Here is a 21,802-nt window from a genome sequence, read left to right on the forward strand (position 1 = left end):
TATTTCTACAGGCGTTTCCCACACAAAATTGGTGGGTCTGGGCAGATTCGAACTGCCGACCTCACCCTTATCAGGGGTGCGCTCTAACCAACTGAGCTACAGACCCAATTTCGGGCTGCTTCTTATCGTCTTCTTCAATGAATCAAGCAATTCGTGTGGGAACTTATGGAGCAGCTGATGTCGTCGATTAAGGAGGTGATCCAGCCGCAGGTTCCCCTACGGCTACCTTGTTACGACTTCACCCCAGTCATGAATCACACCGTGGTAACCGTCCTCCCGAAGGTTAGACTAGCTACTTCTGGTGCAACCCACTCCCATGGTGTGACGGGCGGTGTGTACAAGGCCCGGGAACGTATTCACCGCGACATTCTGATTCGCGATTACTAGCGATTCCGACTTCACGCAGTCGAGTTGCAGACTGCGATCCGGACTACGATCGGTTTTGTGGGATTAGCTCCACCTCGCGGCTTGGCAACCCTCTGTACCGACCATTGTAGCACGTGTGTAGCCCAGGCCGTAAGGGCCATGATGACTTGACGTCATCCCCACCTTCCTCCGGTTTGTCACCGGCAGTCTCCTTAGAGTGCCCACCATTACGTGCTGGTAACTAAGGACAAGGGTTGCGCTCGTTACGGGACTTAACCCAACATCTCACGACACGAGCTGACGACAGCCATGCAGCACCTGTCTCAATGTTCCCGAAGGCACCAATCTATCTCTAGAAAGTTCATTGGATGTCAAGGCCTGGTAAGGTTCTTCGCGTTGCTTCGAATTAAACCACATGCTCCACCGCTTGTGCGGGCCCCCGTCAATTCATTTGAGTTTTAACCTTGCGGCCGTACTCCCCAGGCGGTCAACTTAATGCGTTAGCTGCGCCACTAAAAGCTCAAGGCTTCCAACGGCTAGTTGACATCGTTTACGGCGTGGACTACCAGGGTATCTAATCCTGTTTGCTCCCCACGCTTTCGCACCTCAGTGTCAGTATTAGTCCAGGTGGTCGCCTTCGCCACTGGTGTTCCTTCCTATATCTACGCATTTCACCGCTACACAGGAAATTCCACCACCCTCTACCATACTCTAGTCAGTCAGTTTTGAATGCAGTTCCCAGGTTGAGCCCGGGGATTTCACATCCAACTTAACAAACCACCTACGCGCGCTTTACGCCCAGTAATTCCGATTAACGCTTGCACCCTCTGTATTACCGCGGCTGCTGGCACAGAGTTAGCCGGTGCTTATTCTGTCGGTAACGTCAAAACACTAACGTATTAGGTTAATGCCCTTCCTCCCAACTTAAAGTGCTTTACAATCCGAAGACCTTCTTCACACACGCGGCATGGCTGGATCAGGCTTTCGCCCATTGTCCAATATTCCCCACTGCTGCCTCCCGTAGGAGTCTGGACCGTGTCTCAGTTCCAGTGTGACTGATCATCCTCTCAGACCAGTTACGGATCGTCGCCTTGGTGAGCCATTACCTCACCAACTAGCTAATCCGACCTAGGCTCATCTGATAGCGCAAGGCCCGAAGGTCCCCTGCTTTCTCCCGTAGGACGTATGCGGTATTAGCGTCCGTTTCCGAACGTTATCCCCCACTACCAGGCAGATTCCTAGGCTTTACTCACCCGTCCGCCGCTCTCAAGAGAAGCAAGCTTCTCTCTACCGCTCGACTTGCATGTGTTAGGCCTGCCGCCAGCGTTCAATCTGAGCCATGATCAAACTCTTCAGTTCAAACATCTTTGGGTTTTTAAGAAACCCTAAACTTGGCTCAGCAATCGTTGGTTACATCTTTGATTTCTCGCGGAGTAACTTGTGATGCTGATAATCTTGTTGACTATCAGTCTGACTCCACAAGCACCCACACGAATTGCTTGATTCAGTTGTTAAAGAGCGGTTGGTTAAGATCTTTCGTCTCAACCGAGGCGCGCATTCTACAGCAGCCTCATTTGCTGTCAAGTGGTTATTTTCAGAAGTTTTCGAAGAATTCTTCAACAACTTCAACCACTTGCGCTTACGATCTCTCGTTAGCGGGAGGCGAATTCTACAGCGTTACACGCTGCTGTCAACACCTCTTTTTCAACTTCCTTTTGGCTTCGATAAACTGAAGCAACTTGCTGCCGAAAACTTCATAACTCTTTGTTTACCAAGGAGTTTTATGTTTCGACTGCGCCGGAAGTGGGGCGAATTATAGACTTCTAGAATCCGTCGTCAACACTTAATTTAGCTTATCTATCAATAAGTTAGAATTGATCAAAAAACAACCAAGTCGAGCTCGTTGAGCAATTTACCTATATAGAAGAGCAACTTCAGATAACGCCCGCAGCCTTCAGCGCAGCCACATTCGCCGAATCCAACCCCAACACCCCCTGCAACACCTGCACCGTATGCTCGCCCAATAGAGGAGGCGCATTACGGTATTCCACCGGCGTTTTGGACAACCGCATCGGACTGGCGACCTGAGGCACCATCCCCGCCAATGCATGCGGCAATGCCATAGCCAACCCACGCGCCTTGACCTGCGGGTCGGCAAACACCTGCGCCAGATCATTGATCGGCCCACACGGCACGCCTACTTGCTCCAGCTGTGACACCCACTCAGCCGTCGTCTTGAACACCGTAGCCTGGCGGATCAGCGGAATCAGCTCCGCACGGTTAGCCACTCGCACCTTATTAGTGGCGAAACGCGGGTCATCCGCCCACTGCGGCTGCCCGGCCACCTCAGCAAACTTGCGAAACTGTCCGTCATTGCCCACCGTCAGGATGAAGTCGCCATCAGCCGTGGGAAAGTCCTGATAAGGCACAATATTAGGGTGAGCATTGCCAAGGCGCTTGGGCGCGACACCCGTCGTCAGGTAATTCATCGCCTGATTGGCCAGACACGCCACCTGTACATCCAGCAACGCCATATCAATATGCTGCCCACCGCCGTCATGATCCCGGTGAGCCAGCGCCGCCAGGATCGCCACGGTCGAGTACAGCCCCGTCAGGATATCCGTCAACGCCACGCCTACCTTTACCGGCCCAGCCCCCTCATCACCCTCGGGCCGACCGGTCAGGCTCATAAGCCCACCCAACCCCTGGATCATAAAGTCGTAGCCTGCACGCGTCGCATAAGGCCCCGTCTGGCCGAAACCCGTGATCGAGCAATAGATCAACTCTGGATTGATCTCCTTGAGCGATTCATAGTCCAGCCCATACGCCGCCAGACCACCCACCTTGAAGTTCTCGATCAGGATGTCGGACTTGGCCGCGAGGTCGCGCACCAGCTTCTGACCCTCCGGGCGCGTGAAGTCGATGGTCACCGATTCCTTGTTACGGTTGGCCGACAGGTAATACGCCGCCTCACTGGTATTCTCGCCATAGGCGTCTTTAAGGAAGGGCGGCCCCCACGCCCGCGTATCATCGCCATTGCCCGGTCGCTCAACCTTGATCACCTCAGCTCCAAGGTCTGCAAGGATCTGCCCGGACCACGGGCCCGCCAACACTCGTGACAAATCCAGTACCCGCAGATGTGAAAGCGCGCCCATGCCGTTCTCCTATTAATAGAACGCTTGAAGGCCGGTCTGCGCGCGCCCAAGAATCAAGGCGTGTACGTCATGGGTGCCCTCATAGGTATTGACCACCTCCAGGTTGACCAGGTGACGCGCCACCCCGAACTCATCCGAGATACCGTTACCGCCCAACATGTCCCGTGCCATACGCGCGATATCCAGGGACTTGCCACACGAGTTGCGCTTCATGATCGACGTGATCTCAACCGCCGCCGTCCCTTCATCCTTCATGCGCCCCAAACGCAGGCAGCCTTGCAAGGCCAGGGTGATCTCGGTCTGCATGTCCGCCAGCTTCTTCTGGATCAGCTGGGTCGCCGCCAAAGGCCGCCCGAACTGCTGACGGTCCAGGGTGTATTGGCGAGCGGTGTGCCAGCAAAACTCGGCAGCCCCCAGCGCCCCCCAGGAAATGCCATAGCGTGCCGAGTTAAGACAAGTGAAAGGCCCCTTCAGGCCGCGCACGTCCGGGAAGATATTCTCCTCGGGCACAAACACGTTATCCATGACGATCTCACCGGTAATCGAAGCCCGCAGGCCGACCTTGCCGTGAATCGCCGGAGCGCTCAGCCCCTTCCAACCCTTCTCCAGGACAAAACCGCGGATATCGCCCGCATCGTCCTTGCCCCACACCACAAACACATCGGCGATCGGGCTATTTGTAATCCACATCTTGGCGCCGGTCAGGCTGTAGCCGCCATCGACCTTACGTGCACGGGTAATCATCGCGCCCGGGTCAGAGCCGTGGTCAGGCTCGGTCAGGCCAAAGCAACCAATCCATTCGCCCGACGCCAGCTTTGGCAGGTACTTCTGCTTTTGCGCCTCGGTGCCAAATTCGTTGATCGGCACCATCACCAGTGAGGACTGCACACTCATCATCGAGCGATAACCGGAGTCGACACGCTCCACCTCACGGGCAATCAGCCCGTAGCTGACGTAGTTCAGGCCGCTGCCGCCGTACTGCTCAGGGATCATCGCGCCCAACAGGCCGGTTTCACCCATCTCGCGAAAGATCGCAGGGTCGGTCTTTTCATGGCGAAAGGCTTCGAGCACACGCGGCGCAAGCTTGTCCTGGGCGAATTGCTCAGCACTGTCGCGCACCATGCGCTCTTCTTCGGTGAGCTGTTGATCCAGCAACAGTGGATCGATCCAGTTGAAGCTTGCCTTGCCAGCCATGAGTAAGTCCTCGGGGAAGAAAACAGAAGTCGTGGATGCAGCCTAGGCCGGGCAACCGCAGAGGGCAAACGACGTTTACGCATAGGGTTGTGCTAATTTCTCACTTCGTAATGAGCGAAAAGCGCGCAAATGCGCTTTATGAGTGAGTACAACGTACATGCGCAGAAAAATTCCCAGCACCACCGCCCTGGTCAGTTTTGAAGCAGCGGCCCGCCACGAGAGCTTTACCAAGGCGGCGCACGAGCTTTCACTCACCCAAGGCGCCATCTGTCGACAGATCGCCAGCCTGGAGGAGTTTTTGAGTGTCGAGCTATTTCGACGCTCACGGCGGGGCGTCAAGCTGACGGAAGCGGGGCTGTCGTATAGCCGTCGCGTTGCCATGCAACTGGACGCCGTAGAGCGCGATACCTTGTCGGTCATGGGGCAGCAAGGCGCGAATGTCATCGAGCTGGCAGTGGTGCCAACTTTCGGCACCCAATGGCTGATCCCACGGCTCAAGGACTTCCAGCAGCAACACCCGGAAGTCACGGTCAACCTCACCAACCGCACGCGCCCTTTTTTGTTTGCCGACACTGAGTTCGACGCCGCCATCTACTTTGGCGATGCCGATTGGTCAGGCACCGAATCCCACCGGCTGATGGGCGAAAACCCCGTACCCGTGTGCAGTCCGCGTTTACTGGGCAGTCGTGCACACTTCAGCCCGGAAGAAATCGCCCAACTGCCGCTACTGCAACAAACAACCCGGCCGTACGCCTGGCGCCAGTGGTTCAGCGCGCAACAACTGAACATACCTCGCGACATGACAGGCCCTCGTTACGAGCTATTCTCGATGTTGTCGCAAGCGGCCATGCATGACATGGGCATTGCACTGATTCCGCCCTTCCTGATCCAGCGCGAGCTGGAAGAGAAGCATCTAGTGATCGCGAGCCCCGAAGCGTTGAGCAGTACAAAGGCTTACTACCTGATGATTCCCGAGAGAAAAGTCGAATCTGCGTCGCTGCACGCTTTTAGAGACTGGCTTATCGACCAATCACAGCGCTACAACCCCAGCATTTAAAGGACAAGGCAACTTTGTTGACCTTGTAGTCAGATAATTTAGGATCCTACAGATATAACTATATGTCGTGTTTTGAAAGACTGTACTTCTCAGCATCAAAATGAGCTTAACGCCATGGCCAATAAGGCTTGTAGCGACAATCACCTGCCAATGCCCGACCATTCACGCCGAAGATAGGAAAACCGTCTATAACTCTCTACAGCCCTTTAAACACCTGTATTTAAAGAGGTTATTTTGTCCTGTTGCGACAATCAGTCACAGGGTGACTTGTAGTTAATTTTTCGTCACCCGTCATAATCCCTTGAAGGCCGTAAAGTTCGCCTGCAAAATGCCGCGCCCCGCTGTCATTTCAGCGGGATCGTGCTGATCGGCCGCCCCAGCTGCGCCCCTCACGGTGCACTGGCCTTTTTACAAAAAGATCAAAAGCAAAAAGATCATGCAGGAGATTTGACGTGCACATTGGTGTTCCTCTCGAAACCCAGACCGGTGAAACGCGGGTGGCTGCCACCCCGGAAACCATCAAGAAGCTGATCGGCCAGGGCCATAAGGTCACTGTACAAAGCGGTGCAGGCATTACCGCCAGCATCGTCGACAGTGCCTATGAAACGGCAGGCGCGACCATTGGCAGCGCCAGCGAAGCGTTTGGCGCCGAGCTGATTCTCAAGGTGGTTGCCCCCAGCGACAACGAACTGGCGCTGATCAAAAGCGGCACCGTGTTGGTGGGCATGCTCAACCCGTTCAGCAACGAAACCATCGCCAAGCTGGCAGAGCGAGGCATTACCGCTTTCGCGCTCGAAGCTGCGCCACGCACCTCGCGAGCCCAAAGCCTCGATGTGTTGTCGTCACAGGCCAACATTGCCGGCTATAAGGCCGTATTGCTGGCAGCCCATCACTACCCACGCTTCATGCCGATGCTGATGACTGCCGCGGGCACCGTCAAAGCCGCGCGCGTGCTGATCCTCGGCGCGGGTGTCGCAGGCCTGCAAGCCATCGCCACGGCGAAACGTCTGGGTGCCGTGATCGAAGCGTCTGACGTGCGCCCTGCCGTAAAAGAGCAGATCGAGTCCCTCGGCGCCAAGTTCGTCGACGTGCCCTACGAAACCGATGAAGAGCGTGAATGCGCGGTCGGTGTCGGCGGTTACGCGCGCCCGATGCCCTCGAGCTGGATGCAGCGCCAGGCCCTGGCCGTGCATGAGCGCGCCAAACAAGCGGATATCGTCATCACCACAGCGCTGATCCCTGGCCGCAAAGCCCCGACCTTGCTCAGTGCCGAAACCGTCGCACAAATGAAGCCGGGCTCGGTGGTCATCGACCTCGCTGCCGCCCAAGGTGGCAACTGCCCGCTGACCGTCGCCGACCAGGTCGTCGTGGAAAACGGCGTGACCATCTGCGGCCCGACCAACCTGGCCGGAGCTGTAGCCGCCGATGCTTCTGCTTTATATGCGCGCAACCTGCTGGACTTCCTGAAGCTGGTCTTCACCAAGGAAGGGCAGTTTGAAATCAACCTCGAAGACGACATCGTCGCCGCATGCCTGATGTGCCGCGACGGCCAAGTCATCCGCAAAAACGCCTAAGCAGGGATTCAGACGATGGAAGAGCTTATCTCCCCCGGTATCTACAACCTGATCATCTTTGTGCTGGCGATTTATGTCGGTTACCACGTGGTCTGGAACGTCACGCCTGCACTGCACACGCCACTGATGGCGGTGACCAACGCCATCTCCGCGATCGTGATTGTCGGCGCCATGCTGGCCGCAGCCCTCACCGTGACCCCACTGGGTAAGACCATGGGCACCCTGGCCGTGGCCCTGGCGGCGGTTAACGTATTCGGCGGGTTCCTGGTCACGCGCAGGATGCTGGAGATGTTCAAGAAGAAAGCCCCGAAAGCAAAAGAAGAGGCGCCAAAGTAATGAGCATGAATTTGGTTACGACGCTCTACTTGATCGCGTCGATCTGTTTTATCCAGGCCCTTAAAGGCCTGTCACACCCAACCACATCGCGACGCGGCAACCTCTTTGGCATGCTCGGCATGGCGCTGGCGGTGCTGACCACTGTGGGCCTCATCTATAAGCTCGGCGCCGAGCTTGCAACAGCCGGTATCGGTTACGTGATCGTCGGCCTGCTGATCGGCGGCACCGCCGGTTCGATCATGGCCAAGCGCGTAGAAATGACCAAGATGCCTGAGCTGGTTGCCTTCATGCACAGCATGATCGGCCTGGCGGCGGTATTTATCGCGATTGCCGCGGTGGTCGAGCCGCAATCCCTGGGCATCGTCAAACAGCTGGGCGACTCGATTCCTGCGGGCAACCGCCTGGAACTGTTCCTCGGCGCAGCCATTGGTGCAATTACCTTCTCCGGTTCGGTGATTGCGTTCGGCAAGCTCTCGGGCAAGTACAAGTTCCGCCTGTTCCAGGGCGCACCGGTACAGTTCGGTGGACAGCACAAACTGAACCTGGTGCTCGGCCTGGCAACCCTGGGCCTGGGCCTGGCGTTCATGTTCACCGGCAACCTCACCGCGTTTGCGTTGATGCTGGCACTGGCTTTCGTGCTGGGCGTGCTGATCATCATCCCGATCGGCGGTGCCGACATGCCGGTGGTTGTCTCGATGCTCAACAGCTACTCCGGCTGGGCAGCGGCGGGCATTGGCTTCTCGCTGAACAACTCGATGCTGATCATCGCAGGCTCCCTGGTGGGCTCCAGCGGCGCGATTCTGTCGTACATCATGTGCAAGGCGATGAACCGCTCCTTCTTTAATGTATTGCTCGGTGGTTTCGGCAACACAGCAGATGCCGGCGCAGCGGCTGGCTCCAAAGAAGCACGCCCGGTGAAATCCGGTTCGGCGGACGACGCCACGTTCCTGCTGACCAACGCCGACACCGTGATCATCGTTCCAGGCTACGGCCTGGCAGTTGCTCGGGCCCAACACGCCCTTAAAGAGCTGACCGAGAAGCTGACCCACCGTGGCGTGACCGTGAAGTACGCGATCCACCCGGTAGCGGGCCGTATGCCTGGGCACATGAACGTGCTGCTGGCCGAGGCGGAAGTGCCTTACGACCAAGTGTTCGAAATGGAAGACATCAACTCCGAGTTCGGCCAGGCCGACGTGGTGCTGGTGTTGGGCGCCAACGACGTGGTCAACCCGGCCGCCAAGAACGACCCGAACTCACCGATTGCCGGTATGCCGATTCTTGAGGCGTTCAAGGCCAAGACCATCATCGTCAACAAGCGCTCGATGGCCAGCGGCTATGCCGGCTTGGATAACGAGTTGTTCTACCTGGACAAGACCATGATGGTCTTCGGTGATGCCAAGAAGGTCATCGAAGACATGGTCAAAGCCGTCGAATAACACTGCGCCAGCGCAATACCCGAAACCCTGGCCTCCATTAGGCTGGGGTTTTTTTATTGCCGCATGAAACCCGACCAAAGGCTCTAAATCGCTGCCTGGCATTCGACCATGGTAGCGGGCCGAATTTTTTTGAAATCACTACACTGCCCACCTTGCTTCCGTAGCCTGAGATAACAATTCATGTACCGTGATCGTATCCGCTTGCCTTCGTTGTTGAACAAGGTCATGAGCGCGGCAGACGCCGCCGCACTGATCGAGGACGGCATGACCGTCGGCATGAGCGGCTTCACCCGTGCCGGTGAAGCCAAGGCCGTCCCCCACGCCCTGGCCGAACGCGCCAAGACTTCGCCGCTGAAAATCACCCTGATGACCGGCGCCAGCCTGGGCAATGACCTGGACAAGCAACTGACCGAAGCCGGCGTGTTGTCGCGCCGCATGCCGTTTCAGGTCGACAGCACCCTGCGCAAGGCGATCAACGCAGGCCAAGTGATGTTTATCGACCAGCACCTGTCGGAAACCGTCGAGCAACTGCGCAACAATCAACTCAAGTTGCCGGACATCGCGGTGATCGAAGCCGTTGCGATCACCGAACAAGGACACATCGTGCCCACCACCTCTGTGGGCAACTCGGCCAGCTTCGCGATTTTCGCCAAACAAGTGATCGTTGAGATCAACCTCGCGCACAACCCGAACCTGGAAGGGCTGCACGACATCTATATTCCGACCTACCGGCCGACGCGCACGCCGATCCCGCTGGTCAAGGTCGACGACCGCATCGGCAGCACCGCGATTCCGATCCCGCCGGAGAAAATCGTCGCCATCGTGATCACCAATCAGGCCGACTCTGCCTCAACCGTGACACCGCCGGACGCCGACACCCAAGGCATCGCCAACCATCTGATCAACTTTCTCAAGCAGGAAGTCGACGCTGGGCGCATGACCAACAAGCTCGGCCCGCTGCAGGCCGGGATCGGCAACATCGCCAACGCGGTGATGTGCGGCCTGATCGAATCGCCGTTCGAAGACCTGACCATGTATTCGGAAGTGTTGCAGGACTCGACCTTCGACCTGATCGACGCGGGCAAGCTGAGCTTTGCTTCGGGCAGCTCGATCACCTTGTCGGAGCGACGCAACGCTGACGTGTTCGGCAACCTGGAACACTACAAGGACAAGCTGGTACTGCGCCCTCAGGAAATCTCCAACCACCCTGAAGTGGTTCGGCGCCTGGGCATTATCGGTATCAACACGGCGCTTGAGTTCGACATCTACGGCAACGTCAATTCCACCCACGTCTGCGGCACGCGGATGATGAATGGGATTGGCGGCTCCGGAGACTTCGCGCGTAACGCGCACCTGGCGATTTTCGTCACCAAGTCGATTGCCAAGGGCGGCGCAATTTCCAGCGTCGTGCCGATGGTCAGCCACGTGGACCATACCGAGCATGACGTGGATATCCTGGTGACCGAGGTTGGCCTCGCTGACCTGCGTGGCCTGGCGCCACGTGAGCGAGCACGGGTGATCATCGACAATTGCGTGCACCCGGCTTACCGCGATGCGCTGAACAGTTACTTCGAAGCTGCCTGTGTAATCGGCGGGCATACTCCGCACATCTTGCGCGAAGCACTGAGTTGGCACATTAACCTGGAAGAAACCGGGCACATGCTCAAGGCTTAATTGATACAGATCCGGGCTGATGCAAACACAGTTTATTCAACTCGGTGACCGCAGCAGTACTTTTTGAAAAAACTGTACTGCTGTACCGGTCATTTCCTACCGAATTATCCTACACTCCATGTCGAAAATGCCTATTTCGCACCGAATCAGTGCGGACAGGTACAGTTGCCCCATTTCCGTACAGTACAGCCGCTATAAACAGTTAACTGGCCCCTCACAATACAGGTGAACTGTATCTAGAGAGTCTTGCGCCGGAGGAGGATCATTGGCATCAGTTAAACCACTACCTAATCCCGCCACAAGCGGAAGGATGTCATCATGGAACGTACACTCAGTTCCGATCTGTTCTTCGAAGAAAAAGCTGTAAACACCCAGGCTTCCATGCCTTTGCGCGTTCTCGCCAACCTGATGTTGTGGCAGCGCCGCATCTCCAGCCGCCACCAACTGGCTCGTCTGGATTCGCGTCTGCTGGCTGACGCCGGTATCAGCGAAGCTCAACGCTACGAAGAGCTGAGCAAGCCGTTCTGGCGCTAATTGGCGCCCGCTGGCCCTGACCCGCCGGGTCCACCGCCAGCACTCTGATTTAACAAAACAAAGCCCGCCCCGGGAAACCGGAGGCGGGCTTTGTTGTTTCCGGCGTCCAAACTTTACAAGGCTAAAACAGAGGGCACAAACGAACACCAGTACAGTTTAAATAACATAACAATTAAGCAGTACAATTTAGCATTTGTGTATCTGTATTGGTAAAGGCTGGCCGCTCAAGATGGTATTCCAAGACTTCATGGAAGGCCGTCGTCATGAGCACGCAAACCCCGCGCTACAAACAGTTGATGATTCGAATGGCTCGCGCTCTCGGCAGATGGGCGCGGCAGGCCCATGAGCGCCGCCAACTTGCGCAACTTGACCCACGTGAATTGGCCGATGCCGGCATCAGCCGGGGCGACCGTACTGCCGAGCTGTCCAAGCCTTTCTGGCGCGACTAGACAGATAGAGGCTTTCCGAACGGATAAGCGGCAGCTTAAGATCCCGTTACTACGTGGCGAACCTTGTAGAACGGACGTCTGATGCTTAATCCGCAAAAATGTCCGTTTCACAGTGGCCGCATTGCGCCGCTTTATTTGATCTTCTACAGGAGTTATTCCATGTCCCGTCTTCGCCTGCTGAGTGCTGCCACCCTGTTGGCCCTGGCCGCCAACGCCAACGCGAGCAGCTTTATCGTGACCACCGACTCGATCGTCGGCGCGCTCAAAGCCACTTCCGATGCCAGCTCCGATGCCACGTCGTCCCTGCGTGACAACAAAGTCGTGCAAGCTGCCCGTGACGACGCCGCCAGCTTTGTCGCCAGCGAAGGCGCCATTCGTGGGGTGAAGCTGGAAAGCGCCCTGGCCCAGATTCGCCAACAGGCCCCACAACTGAACACTGCGACCGACGCACAACTGGCCCAGGCGATTCTGGCCATCTGATGATCCGGTAGACGCCAGGGCACGCCAGCCGCTACCAAATGTGTCAGCGCTGGCTCTCGCCCGGGCGTTGCGCTAGCCTTGGCGCTCGTTTTCAGTTGTCGAGTCCCATGGCTTTTTCATACCGCCTATTGATTGTTCCCGTGTTGGTTTCCGCCTGCTGGTCACCCTTGGCTTCGGCCTTTGACGTGTCCATCCAGAGCACCGTCATCAGTGCCTACGCCACCAGCAAGGTGACGTCTGCGCCCTTTGACAGAAAATTGGTACTGGCCGCCCAGGATGACGCTGCCGCTTTTATCGCCACTGACGGCCAATGGCGGGGAGCTCGTCTGGAATCTGCGCTGGAGTACCTGCGCCGAACCCAGCCAAAACTTCATGTCAGCGACCTTGAACTGGCGCAGGCAATTCTCGTCCAATAATCATCGTATATTTCTACCTTTGTATTTCGGAGTCATTCCATGCGTAGCCCGCTGATCGCTGCCGCTCTGGGCCTGCTGTTGTTGGCCGATGTCGCCCACGCGCAAACCCTGAAAGCCACCAGTAACATCATCGTGCGTGCCTCGGCGCGTACCATTGATTTCACTTCGGACACCACCACTTCCATCCGCGACTCCAAAATCGTGCGCGAAGCCCACGATGACGCTGCCAGCTTCGTCGCCTCCGACGGCGAAATCCGCGGCGCGCAGTTGGAAGCAGCCTTCGATACCCTGCGCACCCGCGTACCGGAAGCCCGCGACGCCAGTGACCAGACTCTCGCCGAAGCTATCCTCGCTCTGTGAGGCGCCTGTTCGCCTGGCTACTGGCCGGGACCGTGCTGCTCTGTGCAGGCGCAGCCCAGGCCAGCCTGCAACTGCGGCTCAAGACCGATGGCTTGAGCCCGGCCGAACAGCAGGCCAGCCAGGCGTTGCTCGACGAAGCGATGCGCGCCCTGCCGCCGCGCTTTATCGAGCAGCTTGATCGACGTATTGATGTCGGCTGGACCGACAAGATGCCTGAAAACGCCTATGGCCAAGCTTCCCTGGTGTCCGAACTGGACCTGAACCAGAACCTGCTCGCCAGCCTCACCGACGGCAGCGCCGCCACCCAAAAGACCAACCGCCCCCATGGCACTGTGCGCCGCGAAATGCTCGCCACCGTGCTGCATGAACTGACCCACATCTATGACCGTGCGCGCCTGTGGTCCACAGACGAGCGCCGCCTGATCCAACGCTGCAGCCGCCAGAACAACATCACCGGCCTGATCGGCCTGCCCGATCAATGCCGTGGCCAGAACGACCGTCGCTTCACCTTGAGTGACGACCCGCGCCTGCTGGACATTGCCGGCTGGCCCCAATACGTGGGCCGTCGCGGCGAGCGCGAGCAACACAACCACCAGGTCGCGCGCAGCCCGGACATCTACGAAACCACCAGCCCGCTGGAGTTTGTGGCGGTCAACATGGAGTATTTCCTCCTTGACCCGAGCTACGCCTGCCGTCGCCCCGCGCTGTTTCGCTATTACAAGGCACACTTCGGCTGGGCACCGCCCGAACAAGACACCTGCGCCAAAACCTACGCGTTCCTGAACGCCGGCAATGACTTCGCCAAAACGCCGCTGGGCCAGATCGACCCGGAGCGCGTGTATGAAATCGACTACCTGTTGGCCGAAGCCAACCAGAACCTGGTGAGCCGTTGGGGGCACAGCATGTTGCGCCTGGTGATCTGCGCACCCGGCCGCCCGCGTGGCCCGGATTGCCGATTGGACCTGGACCAGCACTTGGTGTTGTCTTACCGCGCTTTCGTCGGTGACGTACAGCTCTCGAGCTGGGATGGACTGGTAGGCAAGTACCCATCACGCTTGTTTGTGCTGCCGCTGGCCCAGGTGATCGACGAATACACCAAGACTGAACTGCGCGGCCTGGCCTCGGTGCCGCTCAAGCTCACCCGCCAAGAGATCAACGACACCGTCGAACATGCCGCCGAAATGCACTGGAGCTACGACGGTAATTACTTCTTCATCTCCAACAACTGCGCGGTGGAGAGCCTCAAGTTGTTACGCAGCGGCAGCGCCAACCCGCAATTGACCAGCCTGGACAACATTACCCCCAACGGCCTGCTCGAGGTGCTCAGCGCCCGCGGCCTGGCAGACACCAGCGTACTCAATGACAAGCGCGAAGCCTTGCGCCTGGGTTATCACTTCGACTCGTTCCGCGAGCGCTACCAGGCGATGTTCGACGTGCTGCGCAAACACCTGCCGATCAAGCAGACCCAAGTCGAAGACTGGCTCGCCCTCAGTGCCGCAGAACGCCGCCAGTGGTTCACCCAGGCCGACCTGCGCACCAGTGCCGCGCTGCTGCTGCTGGAACAAGCCAGCTATCGCAAACAACTGATGCTGGCCCAGGACGAAGTCAAGCAACGCTACCTCAATGCCCGTGAACTGAAAAACGGCGGCATGGAAAGAGCCAATAACACTCTGCAACAGATCCTCGCCAACAGCGGCTTCCTCAGCCGCCCGGCGGAATTGCTCGACAGCGGCGGCTACGGCCTGCCGCAACCGTCGGAAGCCAAACGCCTGGAATCGGAAAGTGCCGAGCGCCAGAAACAGCTGCAGTCCTTGACCGGCGATCTGGATAAAGAGGTGAGGGCGTTGCTGGACCCTGCACGCGCCAACGAGATTGCCGCCTGCGAAGCCAACCTCAAGCAGATGGGCGAGCACTTGCGGGCCTTGCACAAAGCCTCGGGCGGTTTGGAGCTGCCCTGAGTCGCCTTAAAGAAAATTCCTACAAGCCTTCCATCATCTGACTTACACAGCGAAAGCTGGCTGAAAGCTTCCCCGTCTAGGATCGCCCCCACTGCCGGCAACAGACCGGCTGTAAACAACAACAATGGTGATCCCTGATGTCCGCTACTACCCGCCTGTTCGCTCCAACTCCATTCGTACGCCACGTGCCTTTCGTACTGCGCTGACCCCAACCCGGTTCGCCATTCCCTAGCCGCGCTACGCCTGGAGTATTCCTATGCTGACTTTCCTTGGCTTTGCCATGGTCATCACGTTCATGTACCTGATCATGACCAAGCGCCTGTCCGCGCTGATTGCCTTGATCATTGTGCCGATCCTGTTCGCCCTGTTTGGCGGCTTTGCACCCGAGATCGGCCCGATGATGCTTGCGGGCATCACCAAGCTTGCGCCGACCGGCGTGATGCTGATGTTCGCCATTCTCTACTTTGCCCTGATGATCGACTCCGGCCTGTTTGACCCGGCGGTGCGCAAGATCCTCAAGATGGTCAAGGGCGACCCGCTGAAAGTCTCGGTCGGTACCGCCGTGCTGGCCCTGGTGGTGTCCCTGGACGGTGACGGCGCCACCACTTACATGATCTGCGTGGCCGCCATGCTGCCGCTGTACCAGCGCATCGGCATGAGCCCGCGGATCATGGCCGGCCTGATCATCCTCGCCGGCGGCGTGATGAACATGACGCCATGGGGCGGCCCGACGGCCCGTGCCGCCAGTGCGCTGCATGTGGACCCTTCGGATATTTTCGTACCGATGATCCCGGCCATGGCTGTCGGCGTAGTGGCGATCCTGGTGATTGCCTATATGTACGGCAAACGCGAACGTGCCCGCCTGGGTGAACTGCACCTGCAGGGCGACGAGATCGATCACAGCGAGATCAGCGTGTCGCAATTCCCTGACGCCCGTCGCCCCAAGTTGATCTGGTTCAACGGTGCATTGACCTTCGCGCTGATGTGCACCCTGATTGCCGGCCTGTTGCCACTGCCGGTGCTGTTCATGGTCGCGTTCAGTATCGCGATGATCGTTAACTACCCCTGCCTGCAAATGCAGAAAGACCGCATCGCCGCCCACGCCGGCAGCGTGCTGGCAGTGACGGGTTTGATCTTCGCCGCGGGTATCTTCACCGGTATCCTGTCGGGTACTGGCATGGTCGACGCCATGTCAAAGAGCCTGCTGGCGGTTATCCCGGATGCGCTGGGCCCGTACCTGGCGGTGATCACCGCCTTGGTGAGCATGCCGTTTACCTTCTTCATGTCCAACGATGCGTTCTACTATGGCGTACTGCCCGTACTCGCCGAAGCCGCCAGCCATTACGGCATCACCGCCGTGGAAATGGCCCGTGCCTCGATCGTTGGCCAGCCCGTGCACCTGCTCAGCCCGCTGGTACCTTCGACTTACCTGCTGGTGGCCCTGGCGGGGATCGAATTTGGCGATCACCAACGCTTTACCCTCAAGTGGGCAGTGCTGGTGTGCCTGTGCATAATGTTCGCCGCTTTGCTGATGGGGATTTTTCCGCTGTTCAGCACTCTATAATCGTAACGACCTGACCGCGCGGCGCTGCAGCTTGCGCGGCTTCACATTTGCTCAAAGGAATACACATGGAATGGCTGACCAATCCGGAAATCTGGATTGCCTTCTTCACCCTGACGGCCCTCGAGATCGTCCTGGGCATCGATAACATCATCATGATTTCGATCCTGGTCAGCCGCATGCCCAAGCATATGCAGGCGCGCACCCGGATCTTCGGCCTGGCCCTGGCCATGGTCACGCGAATCCTGTTGCTGCTGTCGATCACCTGGGTCATGCAACTCACTGCGGACCTGTTCGTGGTCTTCGGCCAGGGCATTTCCGGTCGCGACCTGATTCTGTTCTTCGGTGGCCTGTTTCTGCTGTGGAAAAGCTCTCAGGAGATGTACCACGCCCTGGAAGGTGAAGATGAAACCCACGACGAGCCGGGCGGCAAGGGTGGCAAGTTCATCTACACCATCATCCAGATCGCGATCATCGACATCGTATTCTCCCTGGACTCGGTGATCACTGCGGTCGGCATGGTTTCCCATGTGCCGGTCATGGTCGCTGCGATCGTGGTAGCCGTACTGGTGATGATGCTGGCTGCAGGCACCATCAGTGAATTCATCGACAAGCACCCGTCGCTGAAGATGCTGGCGCTGTCGTTCCTGCTGGTGGTGGGTACGGTGCTGATCGCCGAATCCTTCGACGTGCATGTGCCAAAAGGCTACGTCTACTTCGCCATGGCGTTCTCGCTGGCAGTAGAAGCGGTGAACATCAAGATGCGTACCGCCATCGCGAAAAAGAAGAAACAGCAGGATCCTGTGAAACTGCGCAAGGACATTCCGGGTCAATAAACCTGACCCGCTGCTGAAATGGGGCGTTCGCGCCCCATTTTTTCATCTGCAAAAAACTGATTTCATGACAGTTTTGTTTCAATCCCGACTTTAGCTATGCGATGCTGGCGCAGAGCCCATTCGCCAACTACAGCTTAAGTACAAGACGTAGAACGGCACGCGGCAATTCTCATTTGCTCTTTGTGGAGCACACCCACACGGGGGGCCGAGCATGCTGACCTTGCTCAATCTGCTTTCCGCCGTGACCCTGCTTATCTGGGGCACGCACATCGTCCGTACCGGCATCTTGCGGGTCTACGGTTCCAACTTGCGCCAAGTCATCGGGCAGAACATGTCCAAGCGCTGGCTGGCGTTTATCGCCGGTATCCTGGTGACGGCCATGGTCCAGAGCAGCAACGCCACGGCGATGCTGGTGACGTCGTTTGTCGGCCAGGGCTTGATGGGCCTTATGCCGGCGCTGGCGACCATGCTCGGTGCCGACGTCGGTACGGCACTGATGGCGAGGGTACTGACCTTCGACCTGTCCTGGCTGTCGCCACTGCTGATTTTTCTTGGGGTGATTTTCTTCCTCTCGCGCAAACAGACGCGGGCAGGGCAGATGGGCCGCGTCGGTATCGGCCTGGGCCTGATCATTCTGGCCCTGCAACTGATCGTCGAAGCCGCCGGGCCGATTACCCATGCCCAAGGCGTCAAAGTTATCTTTGCCTCGCTGACCGGCGATATTCTGCTGGATGCCTTGGTCGGCGCTCTGTTTGCGATGATTTCCTACTCCAGCCTGGCCGCCGTACTGCTGACCGCCACCCTGGCCGGCGCCGGTGTGATCGGCCTGCACGTGGCCATCGGCCTGGTGATCGGCGCCAACATCGGCAGCGGCGTGCTGGCCTTCCTCAGCACCAACATGCAGAACGCCGCCGGCCGCCAGGTCGCGCTGGGCAGCTTGTTGTACAAACTCATCGGCCTGTTACTGATTATTCCGGTGCTCGACCCGCTCGTACGCTGGATGGATGGTGTGGACTACAGCGCCCAAGGCATGGTCATCACCTTCCATGTGCTCTACAACACCACGCGCTGCCTGATCCTGCTGCCGACCATCGGGCCAATGGCGCGCCTGTGCGCCTGGTTGCTGCCGGAGCAACAGGAAACCAACGGCAAAGCCAGGCCCCGTCACCTGGACCCGGCCTCGCTCGCCACCCCAAGCCTGGCGCTGGCCAACGCGGCCCGTGAAACCCTGCGCCTGGGCGACCTGATCGACAACATGCTCACCGCCATGCTCGAAGTGCTGCGCGGCAAGCAAACCGCGATCACCCAGGAAATGCGCAGCCTCAGCGACGACGTCGAGGCCCTCTACAGCGCGATCAAGCTTTACCTGGCGCAAATGCCCCGCGAAGACCTGAGTGAACAGGACAGCCGCCGCTGGGCCGAAATCATCGAGCTGTCGATCAACCTCAAGCTGGCCGGCGACCTGATCGAGCGCATGCTGCGCAAAGTCCAGCAGCAGAAAACCTCACAGCGCCGGCAGTTCTCCGAAGTCGGCCTGGAAGAACTCACCGGCCTGCACAGCCAGTTGATTGCCAACTTGCGTCTGGGCCTGTCGGTGTTCCTCAGTGCCGACCCGGAAAGCGCTCGCCAACTGCTGCGTGAAAAGCGCCGTTTCCGCGCCCAGGAGCGTCGTCTGGCACACGCCCACGTCAGCCGTTTGCAGCGCAAAATCGTACAGAGCATGGAGACCAGTTCCCTGCACCTGGAGCTGATTGCCGACATGAAACGCCTGAACTCGTTGTTTTGCAGCAGTGCTTATGTCGTGTTGGAAACCTCAGACACCGGCGCACTCTCCGCCGAAGATATTGCCGACATCACTCATTCGCCCTGAACGTACGATGGCCCGTGAAGTCAGTTAACAATGGACCTCACCCGCCAGGAAGCTTGTTATGCGTCGCCTGTTACTTGCCTGCCTGCTCATGGGCTCGGCACACACCTTTGCCTTTGACCGCCTGCAAGTTGAAGGCTACACCTTGCCCAATGGCCTGCAATTGCTGCTCAAGCCGGGCACCGAGCGTGGGCACGTGGCGATCCGCCTGGTGGTGGGCGTCGGCCTGGATGACTTTCCCTGCGACGAAAAAGAACTGCCGCACCTGCTGGAGCACTTATTGTTCAGCGGCATTGACGGCGGTGGTGAAGGCGAGCTTGAAGACCGCATGCAAGCCCTCGGCGGCGAATGGAACGCCTACACCAGCAACGCCGACACCACCTTTGTGATCGAGGCGCCCGCGCAAAACCAGCGCAAGGTGCTGGACCTGTTGCTGGCGATCCTCACCCGCACCGAACTGACCGACGCGAATATCAATGCGGCCAAAAAAGTGGTCGAGCGCGAAGACGGTGGTCATTACTCGCACCTGCAACGCTTGCTCGACCGCCAGGACCTCGGCCACACCGCCAGCAACCAATTAGCCGTCGAACTGGGGCTCAAATGCGCCGAACGTGCCGAAGTCAGCCAGCTGACCCGCGATCAGTTGCAAACCCTGCGCACACATTGGTACGCGCCCAACAACATGACGCTGATCATCGTCGGCGACCTCGACAAACTGCTGCCGGCTTATCTGGAACGCACTTACGGTCAACTTGATCCGGTCGACCCTACCGAGCATCGACCGCTGCCGGAAATCCAGCACACCGCCGCCAGCCATCGCGACCTTATCCACGGCTGGGTCGGTGACAGCGCCAAACTGCACTGGCTGTTCCCCGAACCGGTTTTGGACGACCAGCACGATGAAACCTACGATTTGCTCAAGGACTACCTCGACTGGGCGCTGTACCGTCAGCTGCGCCTCAAGCACGGTTTGTCCTACGGCCCGTGGAGCGAACGCGAAGTGCTCGGCGGCGTCGGCTTCCTCAGCCTGAATGCCGACCTTGAGCGCGACAATCTTCCTGAAGCCGAACAGGTGTTGCAGGACCTCACGGCGCAACTGCGCAAGGACGGCCTCGACCCGACGGTCTTCAACCGCTTGCAGCAAGCCGCGATTGCGCGTCAAGCCTGGGCAGTGCAGGGCAACAGCGCGCTGGCCGACTACTACTGGAGCGCTGCCGGCGACTATGCCGATGGCCGTATCAGCGACCCGGCCAAGCGCATCAAGGCGGTCAACCTGGCGCAAACCAACCAGGCCATGCGCGAGGTGTTTAACCAGAAGGGCTACTGGCGCATCGAAAAACCGCTGCTGAGCTATGACGCCCTGAGCTGGATCGGGGCCGGCCTGCTCGCACTGATCGCCAGTGTGTTGATCGGCGTGCGTCTTTATCGCAAACGGATCACGTAATGAGGCACCGAACATCGGGCTAAGACGTTATTCTGTCTGTGATTTTTCCTACATCAATTGTGAACCGCCAATGCCAAATCTACCGCCCCTTATCCAGCGCATTATCGAACTGATCAAGCGCTATCCAGGGGTGATTGCACTCGGCGGTTTTATCTCGGGTGTGTGCAGCTTCATCCTGGTGGATCGCCAGCAAGGCATGGCCAGCTGGATTGCGGTGATCATGCTGGTGAGCTGGCTGTGGTTGATGCTGGAAAACAGCTTTACCCAGCTGTTCGCCAAAGTCTTCAAGCGCGAAATCCCCGAGCCGCTGCTGCGCTACGCGACCCAGATGATCCATCAGGAAAGCCTGTTCTTCGTATTGCCGTTCTTTTTCGTCACCACCGCCTGGAACAGCGGCCAGTCGGTATTCACCGGCCTGCTCGGCGCGGCGGCGCTGGTGTCGATCACCGACCCGCTGTACTACAAGTGGCTGGCACCCAAGCGCTCGCTGTTCCTGGCGCTGCACACCCTGACCTTGTTCGCGGCACTGCTCACCGCACTGCCCATCATCCTGCACCTCACCACCGCCGAGAGTTACAAGTTGGCGCTTGGCGTGGCCATGGCATTGTCGATCCCGAGCCTGGCCGTGAGCCTGCCGCTGCGCAGCATCAAGGGCTGGGTGATGCTGCTCGGGGTGACGGCCGCCATTGGTTGCGCCGGCTGGTTCCTGCGCAGTTGGGTGCCGCCGGCCACCTTGTGGATGACCGAAGTGGCGATCAGCACCCAGCTGCAAGACCGCACACCGGGCGATGACCTCAAGGAAGTCACCGCCGCCCAACTGCGCAGCGGCGGGCTGTACGCCTACACCGCGATCAACGCGCCACGCGGGCTGGATGAGCGGATTTTCCATGTGTGGAAATTCAACGGCCAGGAGGTCGACCGTATCGCCCTGGATATCCATGGCGGGCGCAAGGAAGGCTATCGCGCCTGGACCCACAAGCAGAACTTCCCGGCCGACGCCGTGGGGCGCTGGCAGGTGCAGGTGTTGACGGAGGATGGGCAGGTCATCGGTGTGCTGCGCTTCAAAGTCACTGACCCAGCACAAACGGACAACCCAAAGTAGGCC

The 21,802-nt window shown here is 58.5% G+C and carries 18 protein-coding genes, 1 tRNA gene and 1 rRNA gene; 16 read left to right on the forward strand and 4 right to left on the reverse strand.

Going from position 1 to position 21,802, the window contains the following annotated elements; translation table 11 throughout:
• Positions 1-29 precede the first annotated feature (29 nt).
• The 4 genes from QF043_RS28075 to QF043_RS28090 all read right to left on the reverse strand — a co-directional run bounded on the left by QF043_RS28075 (position 30) and on the right by QF043_RS28090 (position 4,715).
• Positions 30-106: transfer RNA gene (locus tag QF043_RS28075), tRNA-Ile, on the reverse strand.
• A gap of 82 nt (positions 107-188) precedes the next feature.
• Positions 189-1,725, reverse strand: a 16S ribosomal RNA gene (locus QF043_RS28080).
• A gap of 575 nt (positions 1,726-2,300) precedes the next feature.
• Positions 2,301-3,521 carry a CaiB/BaiF CoA-transferase family protein gene (locus QF043_RS28085; protein ID WP_056861040.1) on the reverse strand — a complete coding sequence of 407 codons (1,221 nt, stop codon included), beginning with the start codon at positions 3,519-3,521 and terminating at the stop codon, positions 2,301-2,303.
• 12 nt (positions 3,522-3,533) lie between these two features.
• On the reverse strand, positions 3,534-4,715 hold the full coding sequence (locus tag QF043_RS28090) for an acyl-CoA dehydrogenase (RefSeq protein ID WP_046070301.1): 1,182 nt from the start codon (positions 4,713-4,715) through the stop codon (positions 3,534-3,536).
• A gap of 157 nt (positions 4,716-4,872) precedes the next feature.
• Here QF043_RS28090 and QF043_RS28095 point away from each other — a divergent pair, with 157 nt between their 5' ends.
• The 16 genes from QF043_RS28095 to QF043_RS28170 all read left to right on the forward strand — a co-directional run bounded on the left by QF043_RS28095 (position 4,873) and on the right by QF043_RS28170 (position 21,799).
• Positions 4,873-5,772: a LysR family transcriptional regulator gene (locus tag QF043_RS28095; protein ID WP_307420983.1), complete on the forward strand. Its 900-nt coding sequence runs from the start codon at positions 4,873-4,875 to the stop codon at positions 5,770-5,772.
• A gap of 452 nt (positions 5,773-6,224) precedes the next feature.
• On the forward strand, positions 6,225-7,346 hold the full coding sequence (locus tag QF043_RS28100) for a Re/Si-specific NAD(P)(+) transhydrogenase subunit alpha (RefSeq protein WP_307420984.1): 1,122 nt from the start codon (positions 6,225-6,227) through the stop codon (positions 7,344-7,346).
• A gap of 15 nt (positions 7,347-7,361) precedes the next feature.
• Complete coding sequence (locus tag QF043_RS28105; protein WP_003220416.1) at positions 7,362-7,682, forward strand: NAD(P) transhydrogenase subunit alpha; 321 nt, start codon at positions 7,362-7,364, stop codon at positions 7,680-7,682.
• Positions 7,682-9,118 (forward strand): NAD(P)(+) transhydrogenase (Re/Si-specific) subunit beta, encoded by a 1,437-nt coding sequence (locus tag QF043_RS28110; RefSeq protein WP_065931941.1) that lies wholly within the window; start codon positions 7,682-7,684, stop codon positions 9,116-9,118. Before QF043_RS28105 ends, QF043_RS28110 begins: the two co-directional genes overlap by 1 nt.
• Before the next feature lie 180 nt (positions 9,119-9,298).
• On the forward strand, positions 9,299-10,792 hold the full coding sequence (locus tag QF043_RS28115) for an acetyl-CoA hydrolase/transferase family protein (RefSeq protein WP_305456885.1): 1,494 nt from the start codon (positions 9,299-9,301) through the stop codon (positions 10,790-10,792).
• 318 nt (positions 10,793-11,110) lie between these two features.
• Positions 11,111-11,326, forward strand: coding sequence for a DUF1127 domain-containing protein (locus QF043_RS28120; protein ID WP_048721398.1), 216 nt, complete (start codon positions 11,111-11,113; stop codon positions 11,324-11,326).
• A 263-nt stretch (positions 11,327-11,589) separates the two neighbouring features.
• The gene (locus QF043_RS28125) at positions 11,590-11,775 is read left to right on the forward strand and encodes a DUF1127 domain-containing protein (RefSeq protein WP_307420987.1); all 186 of its coding nucleotides are present in this window, start codon (positions 11,590-11,592) and stop codon (positions 11,773-11,775) included.
• A gap of 159 nt (positions 11,776-11,934) precedes the next feature.
• The gene (locus tag QF043_RS28130; protein ID WP_056861033.1) at positions 11,935-12,255 is read left to right on the forward strand and encodes a DUF2388 domain-containing protein; all 321 of its coding nucleotides are present in this window, start codon (positions 11,935-11,937) and stop codon (positions 12,253-12,255) included.
• A 107-nt stretch (positions 12,256-12,362) separates the two neighbouring features.
• Complete coding sequence (locus tag QF043_RS28135) at positions 12,363-12,671, forward strand: DUF2388 domain-containing protein (RefSeq protein ID WP_056861032.1); 309 nt, start codon at positions 12,363-12,365, stop codon at positions 12,669-12,671.
• Between the two features lie 39 nt (positions 12,672-12,710).
• Positions 12,711-13,031: a DUF2388 domain-containing protein gene (locus QF043_RS28140; protein ID WP_056861031.1), complete on the forward strand. Its 321-nt coding sequence runs from the start codon at positions 12,711-12,713 to the stop codon at positions 13,029-13,031.
• Complete coding sequence (locus tag QF043_RS28145; RefSeq protein WP_307420990.1) at positions 13,028-14,989, forward strand: DUF4105 domain-containing protein; 1,962 nt, start codon at positions 13,028-13,030, stop codon at positions 14,987-14,989. Before QF043_RS28140 ends, QF043_RS28145 begins: the two co-directional genes overlap by 4 nt.
• A 256-nt stretch (positions 14,990-15,245) precedes the next feature.
• Complete coding sequence (locus QF043_RS28150) at positions 15,246-16,553, forward strand: CitMHS family transporter (RefSeq protein ID WP_138813127.1); 1,308 nt, start codon at positions 15,246-15,248, stop codon at positions 16,551-16,553.
• Positions 16,554-16,618: 65 nt separating this feature from the next.
• On the forward strand, positions 16,619-17,386 hold the full coding sequence (locus QF043_RS28155) for a TerC family protein (protein ID WP_017139071.1): 768 nt from the start codon (positions 16,619-16,621) through the stop codon (positions 17,384-17,386).
• A gap of 211 nt (positions 17,387-17,597) precedes the next feature.
• Complete coding sequence (locus QF043_RS28160) at positions 17,598-19,256, forward strand: Na/Pi cotransporter family protein (protein ID WP_307420991.1); 1,659 nt, start codon at positions 17,598-17,600, stop codon at positions 19,254-19,256.
• A gap of 58 nt (positions 19,257-19,314) precedes the next feature.
• Positions 19,315-20,697, forward strand: coding sequence for a pitrilysin family protein (locus QF043_RS28165; RefSeq protein ID WP_307420993.1), 1,383 nt, complete (start codon positions 19,315-19,317; stop codon positions 20,695-20,697).
• Positions 20,698-20,767: 70 nt separating this feature from the next.
• Positions 20,768-21,799, forward strand: coding sequence for a DUF5924 family protein (locus tag QF043_RS28170; RefSeq protein WP_236371287.1), 1,032 nt, complete (start codon positions 20,768-20,770; stop codon positions 21,797-21,799).
• The last annotated feature ends 3 nt before the right edge of the window (positions 21,800-21,802 follow it).

The organism is Pseudomonas sp. W3I7 (assembly GCF_030816095.1).
Classification (GTDB): Bacteria; Pseudomonadota; Gammaproteobacteria; order Pseudomonadales; family Pseudomonadaceae; genus Aquipseudomonas; species Aquipseudomonas salomonii.